At 62.2% G+C, this 17,059-nt stretch carries 13 protein-coding genes and 1 tRNA gene; 8 read left to right on the plus strand and 6 right to left on the minus strand.

The window, feature by feature from the left end; translation table 11 throughout:
• The first annotated feature begins 51 nt into the window (after nt 1–51).
• Both DMC61_RS32220 and DMC61_RS32225 read left to right on the plus strand, forming a co-directional pair.
• Nucleotides 52–423, plus strand: a complete 372-nt coding sequence (locus tag DMC61_RS32220; protein WP_125693967.1) for a hypothetical protein — start codon at nt 52–54, stop codon at nt 421–423.
• Nucleotides 424–1,037: 614 nt separating this feature from the next.
• On the plus strand, nt 1,038–3,212 hold the full coding sequence (locus DMC61_RS32225; protein ID WP_125693969.1) for a DUF262 domain-containing protein: 2,175 nt from the start codon (nt 1,038–1,040) through the stop codon (nt 3,210–3,212).
• A 336-nt stretch (nt 3,213–3,548) separates the two neighbouring features.
• Here the strand turns inward: DMC61_RS32225 and DMC61_RS32230 are convergent, their stop codons facing one another.
• From DMC61_RS32230 to DMC61_RS32250, 5 genes are all read right to left on the minus strand, one after another.
• The gene (locus tag DMC61_RS32230; RefSeq protein ID WP_125693971.1) at nt 3,549–4,199 is read right to left on the minus strand and encodes a hypothetical protein; all 651 of its coding nucleotides are present in this window, start codon (nt 4,197–4,199) and stop codon (nt 3,549–3,551) included.
• Between the two features lie 73 nt (nt 4,200–4,272).
• Nucleotides 4,273–5,832: a class I SAM-dependent DNA methyltransferase gene (locus DMC61_RS32235; protein WP_125693973.1), complete on the minus strand. Its 1,560-nt coding sequence runs from the start codon at nt 5,830–5,832 to the stop codon at nt 4,273–4,275.
• Entirely contained in the window at nt 5,829–7,337 is a 1,509-nt protein-coding gene (locus DMC61_RS32240) for a restriction endonuclease subunit S (protein ID WP_125693975.1), read from the minus strand. Before DMC61_RS32240 ends, DMC61_RS32235 begins: the two co-directional genes overlap by 4 nt.
• A gap of 5 nt (nt 7,338–7,342) precedes the next feature.
• Nucleotides 7,343–10,903: a DEAD/DEAH box helicase family protein gene (locus tag DMC61_RS32245; RefSeq protein ID WP_125693976.1), complete on the minus strand. Its 3,561-nt coding sequence runs from the start codon at nt 10,901–10,903 to the stop codon at nt 7,343–7,345.
• 415 nt (nt 10,904–11,318) lie between these two features.
• Nucleotides 11,319–11,391, minus strand: a tRNA-Arg gene (locus DMC61_RS32250).
• 360 nt (nt 11,392–11,751) lie between these two features.
• Here DMC61_RS32250 and DMC61_RS32255 point away from each other — a divergent pair.
• The 5 genes from DMC61_RS32255 to lspA all read left to right on the plus strand — a co-directional run bounded on the left by DMC61_RS32255 (nt 11,752) and on the right by lspA (nt 15,759).
• The gene (locus DMC61_RS32255; protein ID WP_005155565.1) at nt 11,752–12,405 is read left to right on the plus strand and encodes a response regulator transcription factor; all 654 of its coding nucleotides are present in this window, start codon (nt 11,752–11,754) and stop codon (nt 12,403–12,405) included.
• Nucleotides 12,405–13,019: a trimeric intracellular cation channel family protein gene (locus DMC61_RS32260; protein ID WP_125693978.1), complete on the plus strand. Its 615-nt coding sequence runs from the start codon at nt 12,405–12,407 to the stop codon at nt 13,017–13,019. The genes DMC61_RS32255 and DMC61_RS32260 overlap by 1 nt, the downstream gene beginning before the upstream one ends.
• Before the next feature lie 85 nt (nt 13,020–13,104).
• The gene (locus DMC61_RS32265) at nt 13,105–13,797 is read left to right on the plus strand and encodes a response regulator transcription factor (protein ID WP_016337389.1); all 693 of its coding nucleotides are present in this window, start codon (nt 13,105–13,107) and stop codon (nt 13,795–13,797) included.
• The gene (locus tag DMC61_RS32270; protein ID WP_016337388.1) at nt 13,794–15,218 is read left to right on the plus strand and encodes a HAMP domain-containing sensor histidine kinase; all 1,425 of its coding nucleotides are present in this window, start codon (nt 13,794–13,796) and stop codon (nt 15,216–15,218) included. Before DMC61_RS32265 ends, DMC61_RS32270 begins: the two co-directional genes overlap by 4 nt.
• Before the next feature lie 22 nt (nt 15,219–15,240).
• Nucleotides 15,241–15,759: a signal peptidase II gene (lspA, locus tag DMC61_RS32275; protein WP_125693980.1), complete on the plus strand. Its 519-nt coding sequence runs from the start codon at nt 15,241–15,243 to the stop codon at nt 15,757–15,759.
• Here the strand turns inward: lspA and DMC61_RS32280 are convergent.
• On the minus strand, nt 15,737–16,120 hold the full coding sequence (locus DMC61_RS32280) for a VOC family protein (protein ID WP_125693981.1): 384 nt from the start codon (nt 16,118–16,120) through the stop codon (nt 15,737–15,739). The two genes, lspA and DMC61_RS32280, sit on opposite strands and share 23 nt — an antisense overlap.
• Nucleotides 16,121–16,212: 92 nt before the next feature.
• Between DMC61_RS32280 and DMC61_RS32285 the strand changes: the two genes are divergently transcribed.
• Nucleotides 16,213–17,013, plus strand: a complete 801-nt coding sequence (locus tag DMC61_RS32285; protein WP_125693983.1) for a DeoR/GlpR family DNA-binding transcription regulator — start codon at nt 16,213–16,215, stop codon at nt 17,011–17,013.
• Nucleotides 17,014–17,059 lie beyond the last annotated feature (46 nt).

Raw genomic sequence — 17,059 nt, forward strand, 5'->3', positions numbered from 1 at the left:
GCCCTGCTCGCCCTCGTGGCGGCCTGCGGCACGAGCACCCCAGGAGTGACAGTGGAATTCGACGAAGGTCTCGAAAAAACGATCGGCGATCTCGCCAAGTCAGGCGGCTCGCGCCCGCTCAAGGAACTGGCGCCCGGCGATTGGACCTCGGTGCAGGTCCTCACCGGCCCCGCTTCTGGTGCGCGAATCGAACGCGAACTCGGCAGGCCCGTCACAGTCGAGGGGGATGACACACACAGTGGAGACTACGTCCAGGACGGCAATCTGCTGGTGTTCGACTGTGATGGTGCTACCACGCGGATGGTCAGCCTCGGCACTCTCGCCGCACTCGGCGACGGGAAGTACCGTGCCGACGTGGTTCTGCAGGCACGGGGTGGTGCCATCACGATGACGGACCCGGACGGCAGTCCCGCGGGCCGCTGATCAGGGTAGGTCGGTATCCGGGTGCGGCAGGCGGCAAGGACTTCAGGATCTGCGAGTCTTTCCTCATCGACTGAACATGTGCTGCGAACGTTGAGGGTGGCAACTGGTCGGGTATTCCTGGAATCATTCTGGCGAGCTACGTGAACCAGCAAACGCATTCGCCTGACGGAGCAGAGGAACGAGATTCTACTGAGGTCGGATGCGTATTTCGCACGGAGCAATAGGCTGGGAAAGTAGCCTTCCAGCTCGTTCGTGAACTGGCTGACTGGCATCGTCGGGCATTCCGTCGCCAGGCAAGCTATATTCATGCGCGAGTAATTACCGAAGAGGGCAATCGTTTTACAAAGGAGGTGAATTTCCATGTTTGTAGTAACGATTCCGTACGCATCGCTCGCTACGCAAGCCTAAACTCATCGTAACTCGCCGCCTTGCGTCTGGCACAGTGTCCCCCGCAGCGGTCGCCACCTTCGGCCAAGGGGGTTGGCTCTGCAAGAATGCGTTATTTCTTCATGAGACTCGTTCTTGGCGCTGAATTTCACTCGAACAGTGGATGGGCGACAAGTGGTTTGTGTGTTATGTCTTGATGTCAAGTCAAATTGATCGAGGGGTTGTAGATGCCGGATGCGCCGATTCAAGCGTTCTCGCAGACTGTCCATCAGCTTTTTTCCGGTGCAAGCTTCCGGGTTGATAATTACCAGCGCGAGTTCACTTGGGAGCGCAAAGATGTCGCGACGTTGATCCTTGATCTATACAAGAGCTTCTCGTCGTCGCGCAAAGCCGGTGACGGCCGGAAGGAGACTGCTGCATACAAGCCGTACTTCCTTGGGCCCTACGTCTATGTCGAAGGGAACGACAATACCGTTCTGGTAGACGGCCAGCAGAGAATGACCTCGTTGCATCTACTACTCATCCACCTGTATCGACTGCTCGACGAAGCCGATGAGCGGGTCGATGCTACGAAGGTTGCTAATCTGATCTGGACTGTCAACTACGGTGAGACCACATTCACCGTCAACGCGTCGGAGCGCAGGGATCTACTCGAAGCGTTGGTTCACGGACATAGCTACGACCTGCCCTCCAATCCGAGTCCGTCTGTGCGCAATCTTGCGCAGCGAGCACGTGACCTCGTGGAGGATTTTCCGGAGGATCTTCGGGGAGAGAGCCTACTTCCATTCACGGACTGGCTTCTGAACCGTGTGTGCCTGGTGGGCATCAAGGCGGAAAGTGAGAGACATGGTTGGGAAATCTTCGTCACGATGAACGATCGAGGCGTCAGGCTGGCGCCGATTGATCTTCTCAAAGGGCATCTTATTGAGATGGCTCGCCTGGACGCCACGGATCTGAACACGCAGTGGCGTGAGATGCTCAGTAACCTTTCAACATTAGGTTCGCGGGTGCCGGGCGAGTTCTTGAGTACGCTGCTGCTCGCCAAGTATGCCAATGTCGGCGACCGCGCCGAGCGAGACGCTGTCGAAAACGCGGCGCACGAATGGGTTCGCGTCAATTCTGACAGGATGGGGCTGCATACGGCAGACAATTATAGGGAGTTTCTGAAGGTCACCGTTGCCAAGCTTTCGGAGCGTTATCAGTCCCTCGTTTGGGCAACAATGAACTTCACGGATGAATTGCGTCCTGTATACTACAATTCTATTACCGGGATGGATAAGCAGCTGCTCTTGATCTTAGCCGCTGTCGGGGCAGGGGATAGCGAGTCGGATTTTTGGGAAAAGGCGAATCTTGCTGCATCATTTCTGGACCTAATATACATCAGAAAATTGGTAAACGGTTCTGTAAGTAAGCCTGCGGATCTTGACGAAGACGTCTATGAAATAGTGCCATTGGCGCGGAGGACACGATCCGTGGGCGAGTTGCGCACGCTACTGTCTAGATACATTGTGGATCTTGACGATGAATTTTCTGGAATGTCGAAGTTCGGCCTACAGCCCGACAATTCGCGACAAGTAAGGTATCTGCTCGCCAGAATAACGGCATTTGTGGAATCTGAGTGCGATGGAAGCAATGAATTTCCGGCATATGTGGATCGAGAACGTCCATATGAGATTGAACATGTCTGGGCGAATAAGTTCGATCGGCATCAGGTGGAAGTAAAGACGCCGCAGGCGTTCAAGGCGACCCGCAATAGGTTGGGTGGCCTATTGTTGCTGCCGAAGTCTGATAATGCTAGCTATAACGCGGATAGCTATGCCGACAAGCTTCCGTATTACTTTCGTCAGAATATGCTCGTCAAGTCGCTGAGTAAGCACAGCTACTCGAAGTTCCCGGCATATCGGAGATTTCTTGAAAAATACAACCTCAAGAAGATTATGAGGCACTACGACGATTTTACCAAAGAATCCATCGATGAGCGCCAGCGGCTCTACATAAAGATGTGCGAGCTTATTTGGAAGCCAGAAACGTTAGGTTTCACGGTTCCTCGGACGCTGAGCCCTCAGCGGCGAGTGGCTCGACGAACTCGTGCTCGATACGACGTGACGATCGCGGAATTGCTGACTGCTCGATTGCTGAGGCCTGGCGACGTGTTGATCGGTCGCAACAAAGGCAACGACTATACAGCAACGATCGAGCGGGACGGCAGGATAAGTGTTCCCTCCGGAGAGTTGTTTCCCAGTCCATCTCGTGCCGCGATGTTCGTTATCGATCGCCAATCATGCAATGGATGGACATTTTGGCGCCTTAATCGCGACGGGCAAAGTACTTTACATGATATTCGTGCCAAGCTTCTTGCTTCCGGAAGTTTGGAGCGGTCGGCTCAGCTGCCGATCGACTGAGCCTTGCCTGTGAGGCTGGCATAGGTCGAAAATGATCATCTAACCGACGGCCGATCGTCATCTGAGCTAACAGATCGGTCACCATGGCGCGAGTTCCCCTCATGTAGACCGGCGACGGCGGTTGTGCCCTTTCAGTGCCGGACGGGCACAAACCGCCGAGCCTCTCGCGCGGCACTTCGCCCACACCATGTGAGGTCCTTCGTCCGTCTGCGCCATTCCTGGGAGCCTGTCGTCGCTCCGCGTGTAGCGGTGGTGACAAAACTCTTGCGGCAAGCCGTCGGTCGGAATGTCCTTCGCGCAAAGAACCCAGCTGACGGGGCTCGAGCACGTGGGTTTCTACCCGAGGACGTGGGCGATGGCGAGGGCGATTCGCTCGATCCAATCGATGGCGTCCGTAGCCTCCGCGTCCGAGATAGGTCGCCGGCGTTTGAGGTCGCCGTCCAACAGGTCCGCGTCATGGGCGATCTTGTTGCGGCGCTCGGTGATGGAGTTGTACTGCTGCTTCAGGGTCTGCGCGCTCATAGACGTGCGACCGTGGTTCCACTCGTTCAGCTTGGCTGCCGCCTTGGCCCAGATGTCTTCCTCTGAGACCAACTTAAGTGCCTCGCTGATCTTGCGTGGGTTTTGGAGGGCTGCGTTTGACCACTTTGCTCTGACGTGCTCCGAGACGGCATCGGCGAGCGTGGTAGCGCCCCTCCGTACCTCCTCCACCTTTGTCAGCGGCAGCTCAAACTTGGTGAGCTGGTAGGGCATCGTCGGACGGTCCTCAGCGGTCAACTCAGCGACTCGGCGGTACAGCTCCTCGTGGAACCAGTGGTCGATGGCGCTGACAGCCTGTACCCACGCGGCACGGTAGAAGTCGCCGATGTCGATGACTGGAGACTGGAAGGCGGCCAGGCTGCGACCTGCAAGGATCATCTTCCGGGCGTACTCGATGTTGTTCAGGAACGCCCGGAACTCTCGTGTCTGTGGATGTGCGTTGGTCATCGGGCTCCCCATCCCGTCGATTGATCGACCTCACGATGCCTGTGAGAGCCGGGGTAGGGCAAGTCGATTGGTGTCACCCTGCTTCATGCGGCGAGATCGCATCGACATCGGCTGGAACTTCACCGCCGAGTGCCTCTGCAATGGCGGCGAAATCGCTCAGAGCGGCCTGTAGGTCCTCCACGATCTCCTGTGCGATCACCGCAGGTGGCAACAGGCTGTCGGCGTCGTCGAGCGCCGGGTCCTTCATCCAGGTGATGTCGAGGTTGACCTTGTCCCGAGCGATGAGTTCCTCGTAGTCGAAGGACTTAAAACGCTCAGACTCCACCCGCTCGTTGCGTGGTTTGCCCGGCAGGTATGCCTCGGAGAACTCGTTCAAATCCGCGCGGCGCAACGGGTGCTGCTTGAGGGTGAAGTGCTTGGCAGTGCGGAAGTCATAGACCCAGAGCCGTGATGTGTTGGGCGCAACTCCGCTACGAGGTGGTTTTTTCTCGAAGAAAAGGACGTTTGCCTTAACGCCGCCTGCGTAGAAAATGCCAGTAGGCAGACGCAGGATGGTGTGCAGGTCGAATTCTTCCAGCAGTCGGCGACGTACCTTCTCGCCCGCGCCGCCTTCAAAGAGCACGTTGTCCGGGAGGACCACGGCCGCGCGGCCGTTCATCTCCAACAGAGACATAATGTGCTGAAGGAAGTTGAGCTGCTTGTTGGTGGTGGTGGCACGGAAGTCATCTCGCTCGTAGGAGATGTCCTCCTTCTCCGCCTTGCCATCCGTGCCGACGACGGTGATCGCTGACTTCTTGCCGAAGGGCGGGTTAGCAAGGACCAGTGAGGCGTGCCGACGCGGCTGTTCGGCGAGTGCATCGCCCACAGTAATGAGTGAAGGGCCCTCGGCGTCACCGATGCCGTGCAGCAGCATGTTCATCGCTGCGAGGCGGGCAGTGCCGGTGACCAGCTCGTTGCCCCAGATCTTGCCGGACCCGAGCGCGAGACGCTGCTCACGGGAGAGATCCCGCATGTGGTTCTTGCGGATGTAGTGATGGGCCGCGATGAGGAAACCGCCAGTGCCGCAGGCGGGATCGGTAATGGTGTCCTCGGGCTGCGGTTGCATCACGTCGACCATGGCGTCGATGAGCGCGCGGGGTGTGAAGTACTGGCCGGCCCCGGTCTTGGTGTCTTCAGCGCCCTTGGCGAGCAGACCTTCATAGGCATCGCCCTTGAGGTCTGTGCCCTGGATCGTCCATTCCTCCTTCCCAATCAGGTCGACAACGAGCTTTTCGAGAAGTGCGGGCTCGGTGATTCGGTTCTGCGACTTAGCGAAGATCGTGCCGAGGGTGGTGCCGGGCTTCTTCGCGAGCACTTCGAGGGTTGCGCGGTAATGGATTTCGAGGTCGATACCCTTGAGGCGGGCGAGCGACTTCCAGTCGTATGGAGCCTTTACAACGGCTTTGGCCTCCTGTTCGGTGAATGGATCAGAGGCGATCTCGTCGGCCATCTTGAGGAAGAGCAAGTACGAGAGCTGCTCGACGTACTCAATTGTGGAGAGACCGTTGTCCCTGAGGACATTGCAGTAGTTCCAGAGCTTGGCTACTAGCGCGTTGGTCTGCGCGTGAGCCTGGGCGGGGGATACGAGGGTCACAGCGGAAGCTCCTGCTGAACGGTGGTGGTCGGGGCGGAGGGCGCGAGCGATGTTTTTGCAGTGGTCTCGCCCTGGCGGCGGCGGGTAGCGCGCTGGGCCTTGCTGTCCCCGGGCTCTTGCTCAGCGCGAATACGGTCGAGGAGTATGGACGGAGGCTCATCTGCCGGACTTTGGGGGACGAGCTTGCCCAAGAAGGCTCGTCTTAGGACTGCCTGTCGAAACTTCTTGGCCCGCAAAGAGATGATAGCTGCCTGCTTGTTGAATCGATCGCTGATTTCCAGGATTTCCGCAGATTGCTTGACAAGTTCGAGCTGCACGTCCCTGGGTGGAATGGGTAGTGGAAGTTCGCGACATGTTGATAGTGCGATATTAAATTGACCGGCGGTCGCTTTAGCTGTTTTTTTTAGCATTTCAATCACAGTCGGCGACTGAAGGATTAGGGCGAGCCACTCGGGCTGAATATCTGGTCCGGATCGAAATACCACGATTGCCTGATTTATGTTCCATTCGGGATGTTGATTTGGAACTACGGCCGTTTTTCCGAGCGGAGGGCCCACGATATTTGTTATTACATCCCCTGGTCGCACACGCGATCGCTTTAGGTGAATCTCATGCGTCTCTCGATCGATGTAGGTCGGCTTGTTGGTGAAGTCGACCTGTCCGTCCTGTGTGATGTTGTAAACTTTCAGGAACGGGACATCGCCGCTTCCGGCGTGCATCAAATGCGCCTTAGGGGTGGAGCCGCTGCTAATAAGGGTGCACACATCGGAGGCTTGGCGCCAGAACCAACCTTCAGGCAGTGGGGGCAGGGCTGTGTATTCGAAACGCCTACTTGACAGGTTTTGCAGTAGGGCATGGCTGGAATTTCCTGTGCCTGGAACGAAACCGGCCGTCGACGAGATCCCGAGGGTAGTTCTGTTGAGTACGGAGGCCGAGAAGGAATTAAGGCGTCGCTTGGCGCTCGTCACGGCTTCCGTTGCCGCGTCGAGACGGGAGAGGTGGTCTTCGAGGGCTTCAACTATGCGATATTGCTCTGCAAGGGGAGGGAGGAGCAATTCTGTTTCTGCAAATTTCTTTCCGGAAATCTCCTTAAATGTGGTTCCGCTAGCATTGGCGATAATATCCGGGGTCTTATACTGCAAGTACCAGTATAGGTAGTCGGCACATGCTGCAGGCCCGGGGATTATTGTCTTAAATCCTTGATTGGTGCACAGGTAATCGCTGGCTATTGTTACATAACCGATAGGTGCACGCGAGCTAAATAACACTGATTCTGGTGGAACTATGCGAGTTGAACATGAATTGTAGCCGCTTCGAGTAAGGGATCTGCGTCCAACCTTTGTTCTCTTCGCAGGATTCTTGGAAAGATCATCTGGGGTAATCCATGGGATATCTCCACCCCAGTATTCTGCGATGTTGGTCTTCGGGGTAGCTCCCGATACCACCTCGCCGACATCCGCCAGCGAGGTGCGAACCCACCCCGCTGGTAACTCCAGGTTGCTCATCTCGTTCAAGCCAACTCTCGATTCAAATCACTTAACAAAGACCGGACATCCCGCCCCGTGAAGGCGTGCGCGAAACCTCGGCCGCCGCCCTTTCCCTTGAAGGGCTCGGCGTTGAACTCGGCCGGGCTGATGCCGACGTCACTGGATACCACGTCGCTGATGGCCCGCAGCCACCACAACTGGTCCTCTGAGAAGTCTGCGCCCGCCTGGCGCTGCTTGAGCAGCCACCCTTCAAGGCGTTCTTCTACGAGATCCCGGTATGGCTTCAGTTCGTCGTCTACGCCCAGCTCATACCGGATGAGGGAGATAAGGTCAGGCAGACCTGCTTCTTTCCCCGGGTAGTGGGCTGCTTTTCCGAGGTCTTCGTAGAAGCCCCACAACGACTGCGGAGTCCACGCATAGTCTGGGCGGCGAATTTCTTGCGCCAGGTCCTTCAACGCCCCGTACGCCTCAGCAGGTGATACGGAGCGGGGACTGGTCAACGCGATGTCGATAGCGGCAAGGCGATCACGGCGTTCCTTAAGGAGTTGGCTCCACCGGTCGACTTGCTCCTTGGCCCGTTCCTCTTTTGGAATCTCGACCAGGTCGGTCACCTCGACAGGCGTGAACTCGTCAAATAGGTAGTCTTTGTCCCGCCGGATTTCGATGATGTGCCGTCGTAGTTCGGGATGTTCGGTCAGCGGGGCGATTGCGTTCTCGATCAATTGTCGGGCTGCGGTCTGCCCGCCCTCATCCAGCGCTCGCTCTTGCCGATCGGGGTCTACTGCCTTGACGATGGCACCCGCGATCTCTGACAGGGTTCGTCCGCCCGCCGCGCGGGTGAGTAGCTCCCGCTCCTCGTCGGTCAGCTGCTGGTTGAGGCGCGCCAGTCGGCCCGCCATGATTTCGGCCTCGCTCGCGCTGATCGAGTTCGTGCCAGCTTTATCAAGCAGCTTTGCGAGCGAGACCTGTCGCTCGCCTGCCGGAACCAGCGGCCTGGCATCGACCAGTGGCGAGTCTGTCACGCCTACCGCGTCCACGAGCACGAAACGGTCCTTTCGTACCGAGTCGTCCGCATCCGGGGTGACCCCTTGGAGTTCTGTCGGATCGATGGTTCGGGCGCCGCGGCCCTTCATCTGCTCGAACAGCACCGCGCTACGGACCTCGCGCAGAAAGATCACGCACTCCAGCGCCTTGATATCGGTGCCGGTAGCGATCATGTCCACGGTGACGGCAACACGTAGCCGAGGCGAGGTCCGCAACGAGCGGATCAACTCGTCCGGGTCCTCGCCGGCCTGACGGCTCTTGTACGTGATCTTCTTCGCGAAGTCGTCCCCGCGTCCGAAAACATCCTTGACCTGTGCGAGGACGTCTTCGGCGTGGTCCTCACCAATCGCAAATATCAAAGTCTTCGGCAGTTCGATCCGGCCGGGGAACCAACGCTTCCAGTTGTCCCGATAGGCGGTGAGGACAGCCCTGATCTCGTCGACCGTGACGACTGACCGGCCGATCTGTCCAGTCGTGTAAGTGAAGTCATCGGCCAGTTCCTGGTAGCGCTGTCGTCGAGTCTTGCGGTCCTTGACGCGAACGGTTGTACCGGCCTCGATCGTCGCCGCGCCCTTCTCCCGCAGATCCGTCCGCATCCGCACGACGTCGAAGTCGACGTTCACCCCGTCCGCGACCGCTTGCGGATAGGTGTATTCGGAGACCAGGTTGCGTCCGAAGAAGCCGAGTGTCTGAAGCGTCGGGGTCGCGGTCAGACCAACCAGATGCGCGTCGAAGTACTCCAGCACTCCCCGCCACAAGCCGTAGATCGAGCGATGACATTCGTCCACGATGATCAAATCGAAGGACTCGATCGGCACAGTCTCATTGTAGGAGATCGAGATGGGCTGGTCCGTGGCGTAGGTGTCTTCGTAGGCCAGGCTGTCCGCGGCCTCGTCCGAGGGATCGTCATCGACGAGAGTTTCGTTGCACAGCAGGGAGTACATCTTCTGGATCGTGCAGATTACGACCGACGAGGTCTCTTGAAGCCCTGCTGCGCCGAGCCTGTCGACGTTGTAGATGTCCGAAAGCTTGCGCCCGTCGTCGGGCGTCGTGAACTTGCGGAACTCGTCGTAGGCCTGTTTGCCCAGGTTGTTGCGGTCAACGAGGAACAGGACCCGTCGGGCCTTGGCGTGCTTGAGCAGCCGATAGGTCTGGGCCACTGCGGTGAAGGTCTTTCCTGCGCCGGTTGCCATCTGGATCAGCGCTCTCGGCCGATCGTGGGCGAGGGATTCTTCAAGGCCCGTGATCGCATCGACCTGAGCCAGGCGCAGTCCGTTCGGTTCCAGCACCGGGAGTCTGCGCAGCGCGGCTCGCAACGTGGGTGCAGCAGGTGCTTCCTCGGCGCTTCGCATCCAGTCCGCGACGGTCTCAGGACGGTGGAAGGCGAAGACCTCACGGGACCGGGCGTCGGGGTCGAGTCGGTTGATGAAGTGAGTCTCGGTACCGGTAGTGGCGTAACGGAATGCGAAGGGCTCGCTCTCCTGCCAGACCGCGAGCCGATATTCCTTCAACACCCCGGCTGCATACCGATCGTTCTGCTCAACTGCGCTGGAGAGGTGGTCGCCCTCGCGCTTGGCCTCCACGACGCCGACGATCTTACCGTCGACGTACAAGACGTAGTCGGCCCGGCCGGTGGCGAGGGTGAACTCGCGGACAGCTACACCTCGGCCAGCCAGGGGATTCACCTGGTCACGGTCTTGGACATCCCAGCCACACGCGCGCAGCATCGCATCGATCGCGTCGCGCGCCTGCACCTCGTTGAGCGGCGCGGGGCGCTGCGCCCGGTGCACGATCGCGTCTCGGCGTTGGGCGTCGACTTGACGAGGCTGCTTGCGTGCTGCCTCGTACCGCGCGTGCTGGGTGCTTCTGAGGTCGCCTATCTGAGCGCTTAGCTGCTCGACCTGGGCTAGTAGCGCTTCCTTGTTGGCAGCGGCGCTGGCGATTAAGCGCTCTGCCTCAACGCGGGCCTTGCGCTCGGCCTCCAAAGCGCTGTTCGACTCGGCCAGGCGCGTACGGGCCTGGGTCAGGGCTTGTCGGTGGCCATCAAGGGCTTCGCGCAGCTCGGCTAGTTCGGCTGGATCTGTGACCTGCGCGCTGTCGCCCGGATCGGTGGGCGGCACGAACTCGGCGACTGTCCGGCGGCCCTCGATCGCATCGTGGAACCAGAGACCGAGCTTGTAGCAGATCCGTACGGCGGCCAGCGCACGTGCGGTGTCGAAAAGGTGCCGGTGGGCGGCCGTGTTCCGGTCGCGGCGCAGTTGGTCGAAGTCCTCACGAATTCCGCTGATGAGAACGCCGGCCCTGGTCAGCGCATTGAGACGGTCGACCTGGCGATCGCCCTCGACCTGCATGCCGATGCGTGCGACAAGTTCTTCGGCAAGGACCTCGCCAAACTGGCCTGCCTGGACCAGAGACGAATTTGGATTTGTGAAAACGGTCGTCTCAGCGAGCGCGCCATAGATCGACAGCAGTGCATGATGGCGGTACAGGAGTCCAAAGTTCGGGGATCCCTTGCCGAAGTCACGAAGCCGGTCGTCCACGTGGTCCCTTCCTGCCCCGTATGAGCGCCAACCTGAACCTACGGAGGCTATCTAGACGCCGTGCTGGTACCTAGATGGGTGAACCGTAGGGGTGTTCGATCTTAGTCAAGTGATCGGTCCACAGGCGGAGCTTCGTTACGGATTGCCGCTGAGCCAAATGGTTTCGTACTCCACGAAGCCTGTCTCGCAGTGTCTGAGACGAGTGCTCACCGCACACTGCATCGACAGCACCCTGCTGGGGCTCAAGTGGGGCTCCACTGTCTTTAGATGAGCCTCTAGTGCTGAAGTCGAACTGTCTACTGGCTCACTACTCGCAACCGCAGTAGAAAACAAAAGAGACGGCTGGCTCGGGAAGTCAAACCTTGTAGGTGTCTTCGAGTACCAACCGTCTGGATGTTGATGTTGCCTTGGTGTGTGCCCCCGGCAGGATTCGAACCTGCGACACCCGCTTTAGGAGAGCGGTGCTCTATCCCCTGAGCTACGAGGGCATGTACTGCCAGGCGCAGCCTACCGGGTGACGCGAGCCGCCCGAGCGCGAGGTCGCAAGTCACACCCGGGCGGACCAAGCGGCCGGCCCCGAATGCCCCGAACGGCGGTTGCGCGCCAGGCGCTCCAAGATCGGCGGCCGGACAGCGACAGTGGCCGTCCAGTGACACTCGACCTGCGGATCCGACAGGGAGCGGCGACACTCGACCCAGGCAAAACAGGGTCTGAATCGACGCCTAGATCGACACAGATGACCCGCGTGGGTCACTCGTACGTGTCTGGTTTCGAAACCCTGAACAACAGTAGGTAATCTTCGTTAACGGGACGCGAGACGCCGCTCCCCCGGCTGCCGGAGGGCTTCGTTGATCAAGCTCATGTTCGCCGACGACGAGGAACTGGTCCGTTCGGGCCTGCGTGCCATGATGTCGGGCGCTGCCGATATCGAGATCGTGGGCGAGGCGAGCGACGGGAGATCAGCGGTCGAGGTCGCCCGGAGGTACCACCCCGACGTCGCGTTGCTCGACATCAAGATGCGGGCGCCTGACGACGGCATTCGCGCGCTGCGGGCCATCCTCGCCCTGCCGGATCCGCCGACCGTGGCCATGTTGACCACGTTCGACATCGACGACTACGTCAGTCTCGCGCTCAGGCTCGGGGCCAACGGCTTCCTCCTCAAGGACATCGACCCGGCGGCTCTCCTGCGAGCAGTGAGGGACCTGGCCCGCGGCGGCGCGGTGCTCGACCCCGGCGTCGCGGCGCGCATGGTGCAGTCGCACCGGGACGAGCAGCGGGCCGCGCAGCCGGCGCGCAAGCTGCTCGCGTCGCTGTCCGAGCGGGAGCGCGAGGTCGTCGGGCTGATCGGGCAGGGGCTGTCCAACGCCGAGATCGGCGGCCGCCTCCACCTGTCCGAGGCCACGGTCAAGGGCTACGTCTCGGCCGTCCTGTCCAAGATCGGCGCGGCGAACCGGGTGCAGGCCGCGCTGCTGGCCTACCGCGGTGGCCTGCTCGACCAGTAATGATCCTCACCGCCCTCGAGTTCCTCGGCTTGATCGCGTTCGCCGCTTCGGGGGCGCTCGCGGCGGTGCGGTCCAGGTTGGACGTCTTCGGGGTCGTGGTCGTCGGGTTGACGACCGCGCTCGGTGGCGGGGTCATCCGCGACGTCCTGCTCGGGATCACGCCGCCCACGACCCTGCGGACCTGGCCTTATCTCGCGGTCTGCGGCGGGACCGCGCTGCTCGTGTTCGTCTTCCATCCGCAGATCGCGAAGCTGCGGCGTGCCGTACTCCTCGCCGACGCGCTCGGGCTCGGGGTCTTCGCGACGGCGGGGACCACCATCGCGTTGAACGCGGGCGCCACTCCCTACGCGGCGTGCCTGATCGGCATGACGACGGGTATCGGCGGCGGTGCGGTGCGTGATCTCCTGCTGCGGGAAATCCCGCTCGTGCTGCGGAAGGAGATCTACGCGGTCGCGGCGCTCGCGGGGGCCGTGCTCGTCGTGATCGGTCACGCTCTGCGACTGCCGCCGGGGCCGGTGACGGTGGTAGCAGCCGCCGCCGTCGTGGGGGTCCGGATGCTCGCTTTGTGGCGGAGATGGAACGCACCCGTTGCAAAAGGCCCTGAGACCGGCTGAAACGTCTTCTGGACTGCCGGATTTCCTTTGTTGGTTCTGTGTGTGTTCTTAGGCGAGTCTCAGCACTCTGCGTAAGACTGTCGCCATGCGCATCCTCGTAGTGGACGACGACAGGGCCGTCCGTGAATCACTCAGGCGATCCCTTGAGTTCAACGGGTACCAGGTGGAACTGGCCGGGGACGGCGCGCAGGCCCTGGAAGCGATCATCGCCAACAGACCCGACGCGATGGTCCTCGACGTGATGATGCCGCGGCTCGACGGCCTGGAGGTCGCCCGGAGGCTGCGAAGCACCGGCGACGACCTGCCGATTCTCGTGCTGACCGCGCGGGACACCGTGTCCGACCGCGTCTCCGGCCTCGACGCCGGCGCGGACGACTACTTGCCGAAGCCCTTCGCGCTCGAAGAGCTGCTCGCGCGCCTTCGCGCGCTTCTGCGCCGTGCGATCCCGGATCCGCAGGCTGCCCAGAACGCCGAGGTCCTCTCGTTCGCCGACCTCACCTTGGACCCGGGGACGCGCGAAGTGCGCCGCGCCGGGCGGGAGATCAGTCTCACCAGGACCGAATTCGCCCTGCTGGAGCTGTTCCTCTCGTACCCGAAGCACGTGCTGACCCGCAGCCGGATCCTGGAGGAAGTGTGGGGATACGACTTCCCGACGTCGGGCAACGCGCTGGAGGTCTACGTCGGCTACTTGCGCCGAAAGACCGAGGCTGGGAGCGAACCGAGGCTGATCCACACGGTGCGGGGAGTGGGCTACGTCCTGAGGGAAACCCCGCCGTGACGGAGCCGGTGCCGGTCGTCGACGTATCCGAAAAGGATCCGCGCGGCGACCGCTGGGGCACGCGGCGCTTCTCGCTCCGCGGCCGGGTGACGCTGCTCGCGGCCGCTTCGGTGGCCGGTGCGGTGGCGCTGGTGTCCCTCGGCGCGTACCTCGTCGTGCGCGACAACCTCTACCAGCAGGTGGACGACAACCTGCTGGCCCGCGCGCAGGCCGCGGTCGAATCGCCGCAGGTGCAGACCGAGCTGCAGCAGGTGCCCGGTGCCTTCCTGGCCAGCGCGGACCTGCAGATCGGCCAGCTGACGGTGGGGCAGAAGGTGCGGCTGACCTATCCGCAGTCCGGCAGCCGCCCGCCATACGGCGACGACGAGATCGCCGTCGCCTCCGGGGACAAGGCGTTCTCCCTGCGCACCGACCCGAAGACCGACAGCCGGGTCGTCGCCCTCCCGCAGGGCGCCGGTCAGGCGATGGTGCTCGCGCAGTCGCTCGGCCCGACCAAGCGCACCCTGAACGAGCTTTCCGTGGTCCTGTTCCTGATCGGCGGCGCCGGGATCCTGGTCGCCGCGGCGGCGGGAACGGCCGTCGCGAGAGCGGGGCTGAGGCCGGTCGACCGGCTCACGTCGGCGGCGGAACGCGTCGCCACCACGGGTGACCTGCGGCCGATCCCGGTCAGCGGCGACGACGAACTCGCCCGCCTTACCCAGAGTTTCAACACGATGCTGGGCACGGTCGCCGAATCGCAGGAACGCCAACGACAACTCGTCGCGGACGCCGGACACGAACTCCGCACCCCGCTGACGTCGCTGCGGACGAACCTGGAGCTCCTCCTGTCCGCGAGCAGGCCGGGCGCGCGGACGCTGTCCGACGAGGACCGCAGCGACATCGAGGCCGACATCCGCGGCCAGCTCGACGAGCTGACCCAGCTGATCGGCGACCTCGTCGAACTCGCGCGCCAGGACGAGCCGCGGATCGAGCACGAGCGGGTCGAGATGGTCGACGTCGTCGAGCGCGCGCTGGACCGGGCGCGCCGCCGCGCGGGCGAGATCGAGTTCGACGTCTCGCTCCAGCCGTGGGTGCTGACCGGCGACACCAGCGCACTGGAGCGTGCGGTGCTGAACCTGCTGGACAACGCGGTGAAGTTCTCGCCGGAGGGGTCGACGGTCGGGGTCCGGCTGTACCCGGTCGGCGACGGCACGGCGGTGCTCGAAGTCGAGGACTCCGGGCCGGGGATCGCCGACGAGGACCTGCCGAAGGTGTTCGACCGCTTCTACCGCTCGTCGGAGGCGCGGACGCTGCCCGGTTCCGGGCTCGGTCTGGCCATCGTCCAGCACGCGGCGCAACGGCACGGCGGTGACGTCTACGCGGGCCGCGCGGCCACCGGTGGTGCGCTGATGACCTTGCGGCTCCCGGGAGCCCCGGCCTGACGGGTGATTACTCTGACGGGTGATGAGCACCGAGAACGCGCCTGAGATGCCGCCCCGCCGTCTGCTGTGGACACTGCTGGTGGCCGCGGTGCTGCTGGCCGCGGACCAGCTGACCAAATGGTGGGCCGTCGACGCCCTCACCGGACACGCGCCGATCCCGGTGATCGGCGACTTCATCCGGTTCCGGCTGCTCTACAACCCGGGCGCGGCGTTCTCGCTGGGCGCGAATTCCACCTGGATCTTCGCGATCCTGGCCGCGGTCGCGGTGGTCGCGCTGCTGTGGATCTCGCGCAAGGTCCGTTCGGCGGGCTGGGCGATCTCGCTCGGGCTGCTGCTCGGCGGCGCGACGACGCACCTGGGCGACCGCCTGTTCCGCGAGCCCGGTTTCGCGCGCGGTCACGTCGTCGACTTCATCGACTACAACGGCTGGTTCGTCGGCAACGTCGCCGACATCGCGCTGTTCTTCGGCGCGGTCTCGCTTTTCGTGCTGAGCTTCCGCGGCGTCCCGATCGAGGGCGTCAAGGAGACGGCCGAGGAGTAACGAGACAGAACTCGTTCCCTTCGGGATCCGCGAGCACGACCAACCCGTCTTCGGGTTGTGCGAGTACGCGCGCGCCCAAGGCGACGAGCCGTTCGACGCTGTCTCCCGTCAGGTCCAGATGCACGCGGTTCTTGACGACCTTGGATTCCGGCACCAGGTTGAAGAAGAGCCGCGGCCCCGACGCCGCTTCGACCAACACCGAAGGGTCGTCTTCAGGGCCGGAAAACCCCAGCGAACGAAGGCGATCAAGCTCCTCTTCGTCATAGGGTGCGACTTCGTAGCCGTCGAGCGCGGCCGCCCAGAAACGGGCGAGCGAAGCCGGATGCCGGCAGTCGAAGACGACGTCGCGAAGCCTGGCCATGGCCTCATGGTGGCAGGCTGCACGGCTCGTCGCGCCATGTTTGATCGCGTAGGATTTTGTGTGGTTGAACTAGTGTAGTCATCGGAGGATTCGTGCTCGCGCGGCAGCGACAGGCGGTGATCCTCGAGGAGGCGCGCCGGACCGGGGCGGTCCGGGTCAGCGATCTCGTCGTGAGGCTCGGCGTTTCCGATATGACGGTGCGCCGCGACCTCGACGTGCTCGCGAGCCGCGGCCTGGTCGAGAAGGTCTACGGCGGCGCCACCTCCGTCGTCGGCAAGAGCACCGACGAACCCGGTTTCGAGGCCAAATCCGTGCGCCAGCGCGTGCAGAAGGAGGCCATCGCCGCCCTCGCGGCCGGGCTGGTCCGGCCGGGCACCGCGATCGGCATCTCCGCGGGCACCACCACTTGGACGCTGGCCAGGGCGCTCGACGATATCCCCGGCCTGACGATCGTCACGAACTCCATCCAGGTCGCCGACGTGCTGCGCGGCGCGAACCAGCCGGATCGCACGGTCGTCCTCACCGGCGGTGTCCGCACCCCGTCGGACGCGCTGGTCGGTCCGGTCGCCGTGCAGAGCCTGCGGTCGCTGCACCTGGACGTCGTGTTCCTCGGCGTACACGGGATGGCCGACGGCCCCGGCTTCACCACGCCGAACCTCACCGAATCCGAGACCGACCGCGCGCTGGTCGAAGCGGGCCGCAAACTGGTCGTGCTGGCCGACCACACCAAATGGGGCATCGTCGGGATCTCCACCATCGCCGGGCTCGAAGAGGCCGACGTGGTCGTCTCGGACGACGGTTTGTCCGACAACGCAAGGGAAACGCTCGCCGAGCAGGCGGGTGAGCTGATGATCGCCGAAACGGCGGAGACGGCTGAGGCCGAAGAAGCCTGATAAGCAGCGCGCCACCCGCCGATGGGGCCATACTTCATGTGCGATG

It is taken from the genome of Amycolatopsis sp. WAC 04169, assembly GCF_003947535.1.
In the GTDB taxonomy this organism is placed as follows: Bacteria; Actinomycetota; Actinomycetes; order Mycobacteriales; family Pseudonocardiaceae; genus Amycolatopsis; species Amycolatopsis keratiniphila.

Excerpts from the sequence above, each read along its gene's own strand:
- DMC61_RS32225 (WP_125693969.1), top strand. The coding sequence starts at position 1,038 with ATGCCGGATGCGCCGATTCAAGCGTTCTCGCAGACTGTCCATCAGCTT.
- DMC61_RS32280 (WP_125693981.1), bottom strand. The coding sequence starts at position 16,120 with ATGGCCAGGCTTCGCGACGTCGTCTTCGACTGCCGGCATCCGGCTTCG.
- DMC61_RS32265 (WP_016337389.1), top strand. The coding sequence starts at position 13,105 with ATGCGCATCCTCGTAGTGGACGACGACAGGGCCGTCCGTGAATCACTC.
- lspA (WP_125693980.1), top strand. The coding sequence starts at position 15,241 with ATGAGCACCGAGAACGCGCCTGAGATGCCGCCCCGCCGTCTGCTGTGG.
- DMC61_RS32230 (WP_125693971.1), bottom strand. The coding sequence starts at position 4,199 with ATGACCAACGCACATCCACAGACACGAGAGTTCCGGGCGTTCCTGAAC.
- DMC61_RS32240 (WP_125693975.1), bottom strand. The coding sequence starts at position 7,337 with ATGAGCAACCTGGAGTTACCAGCGGGGTGGGTTCGCACCTCGCTGGCG.
- DMC61_RS32260 (WP_125693978.1), top strand. The coding sequence starts at position 12,405 with ATGATCCTCACCGCCCTCGAGTTCCTCGGCTTGATCGCGTTCGCCGCT.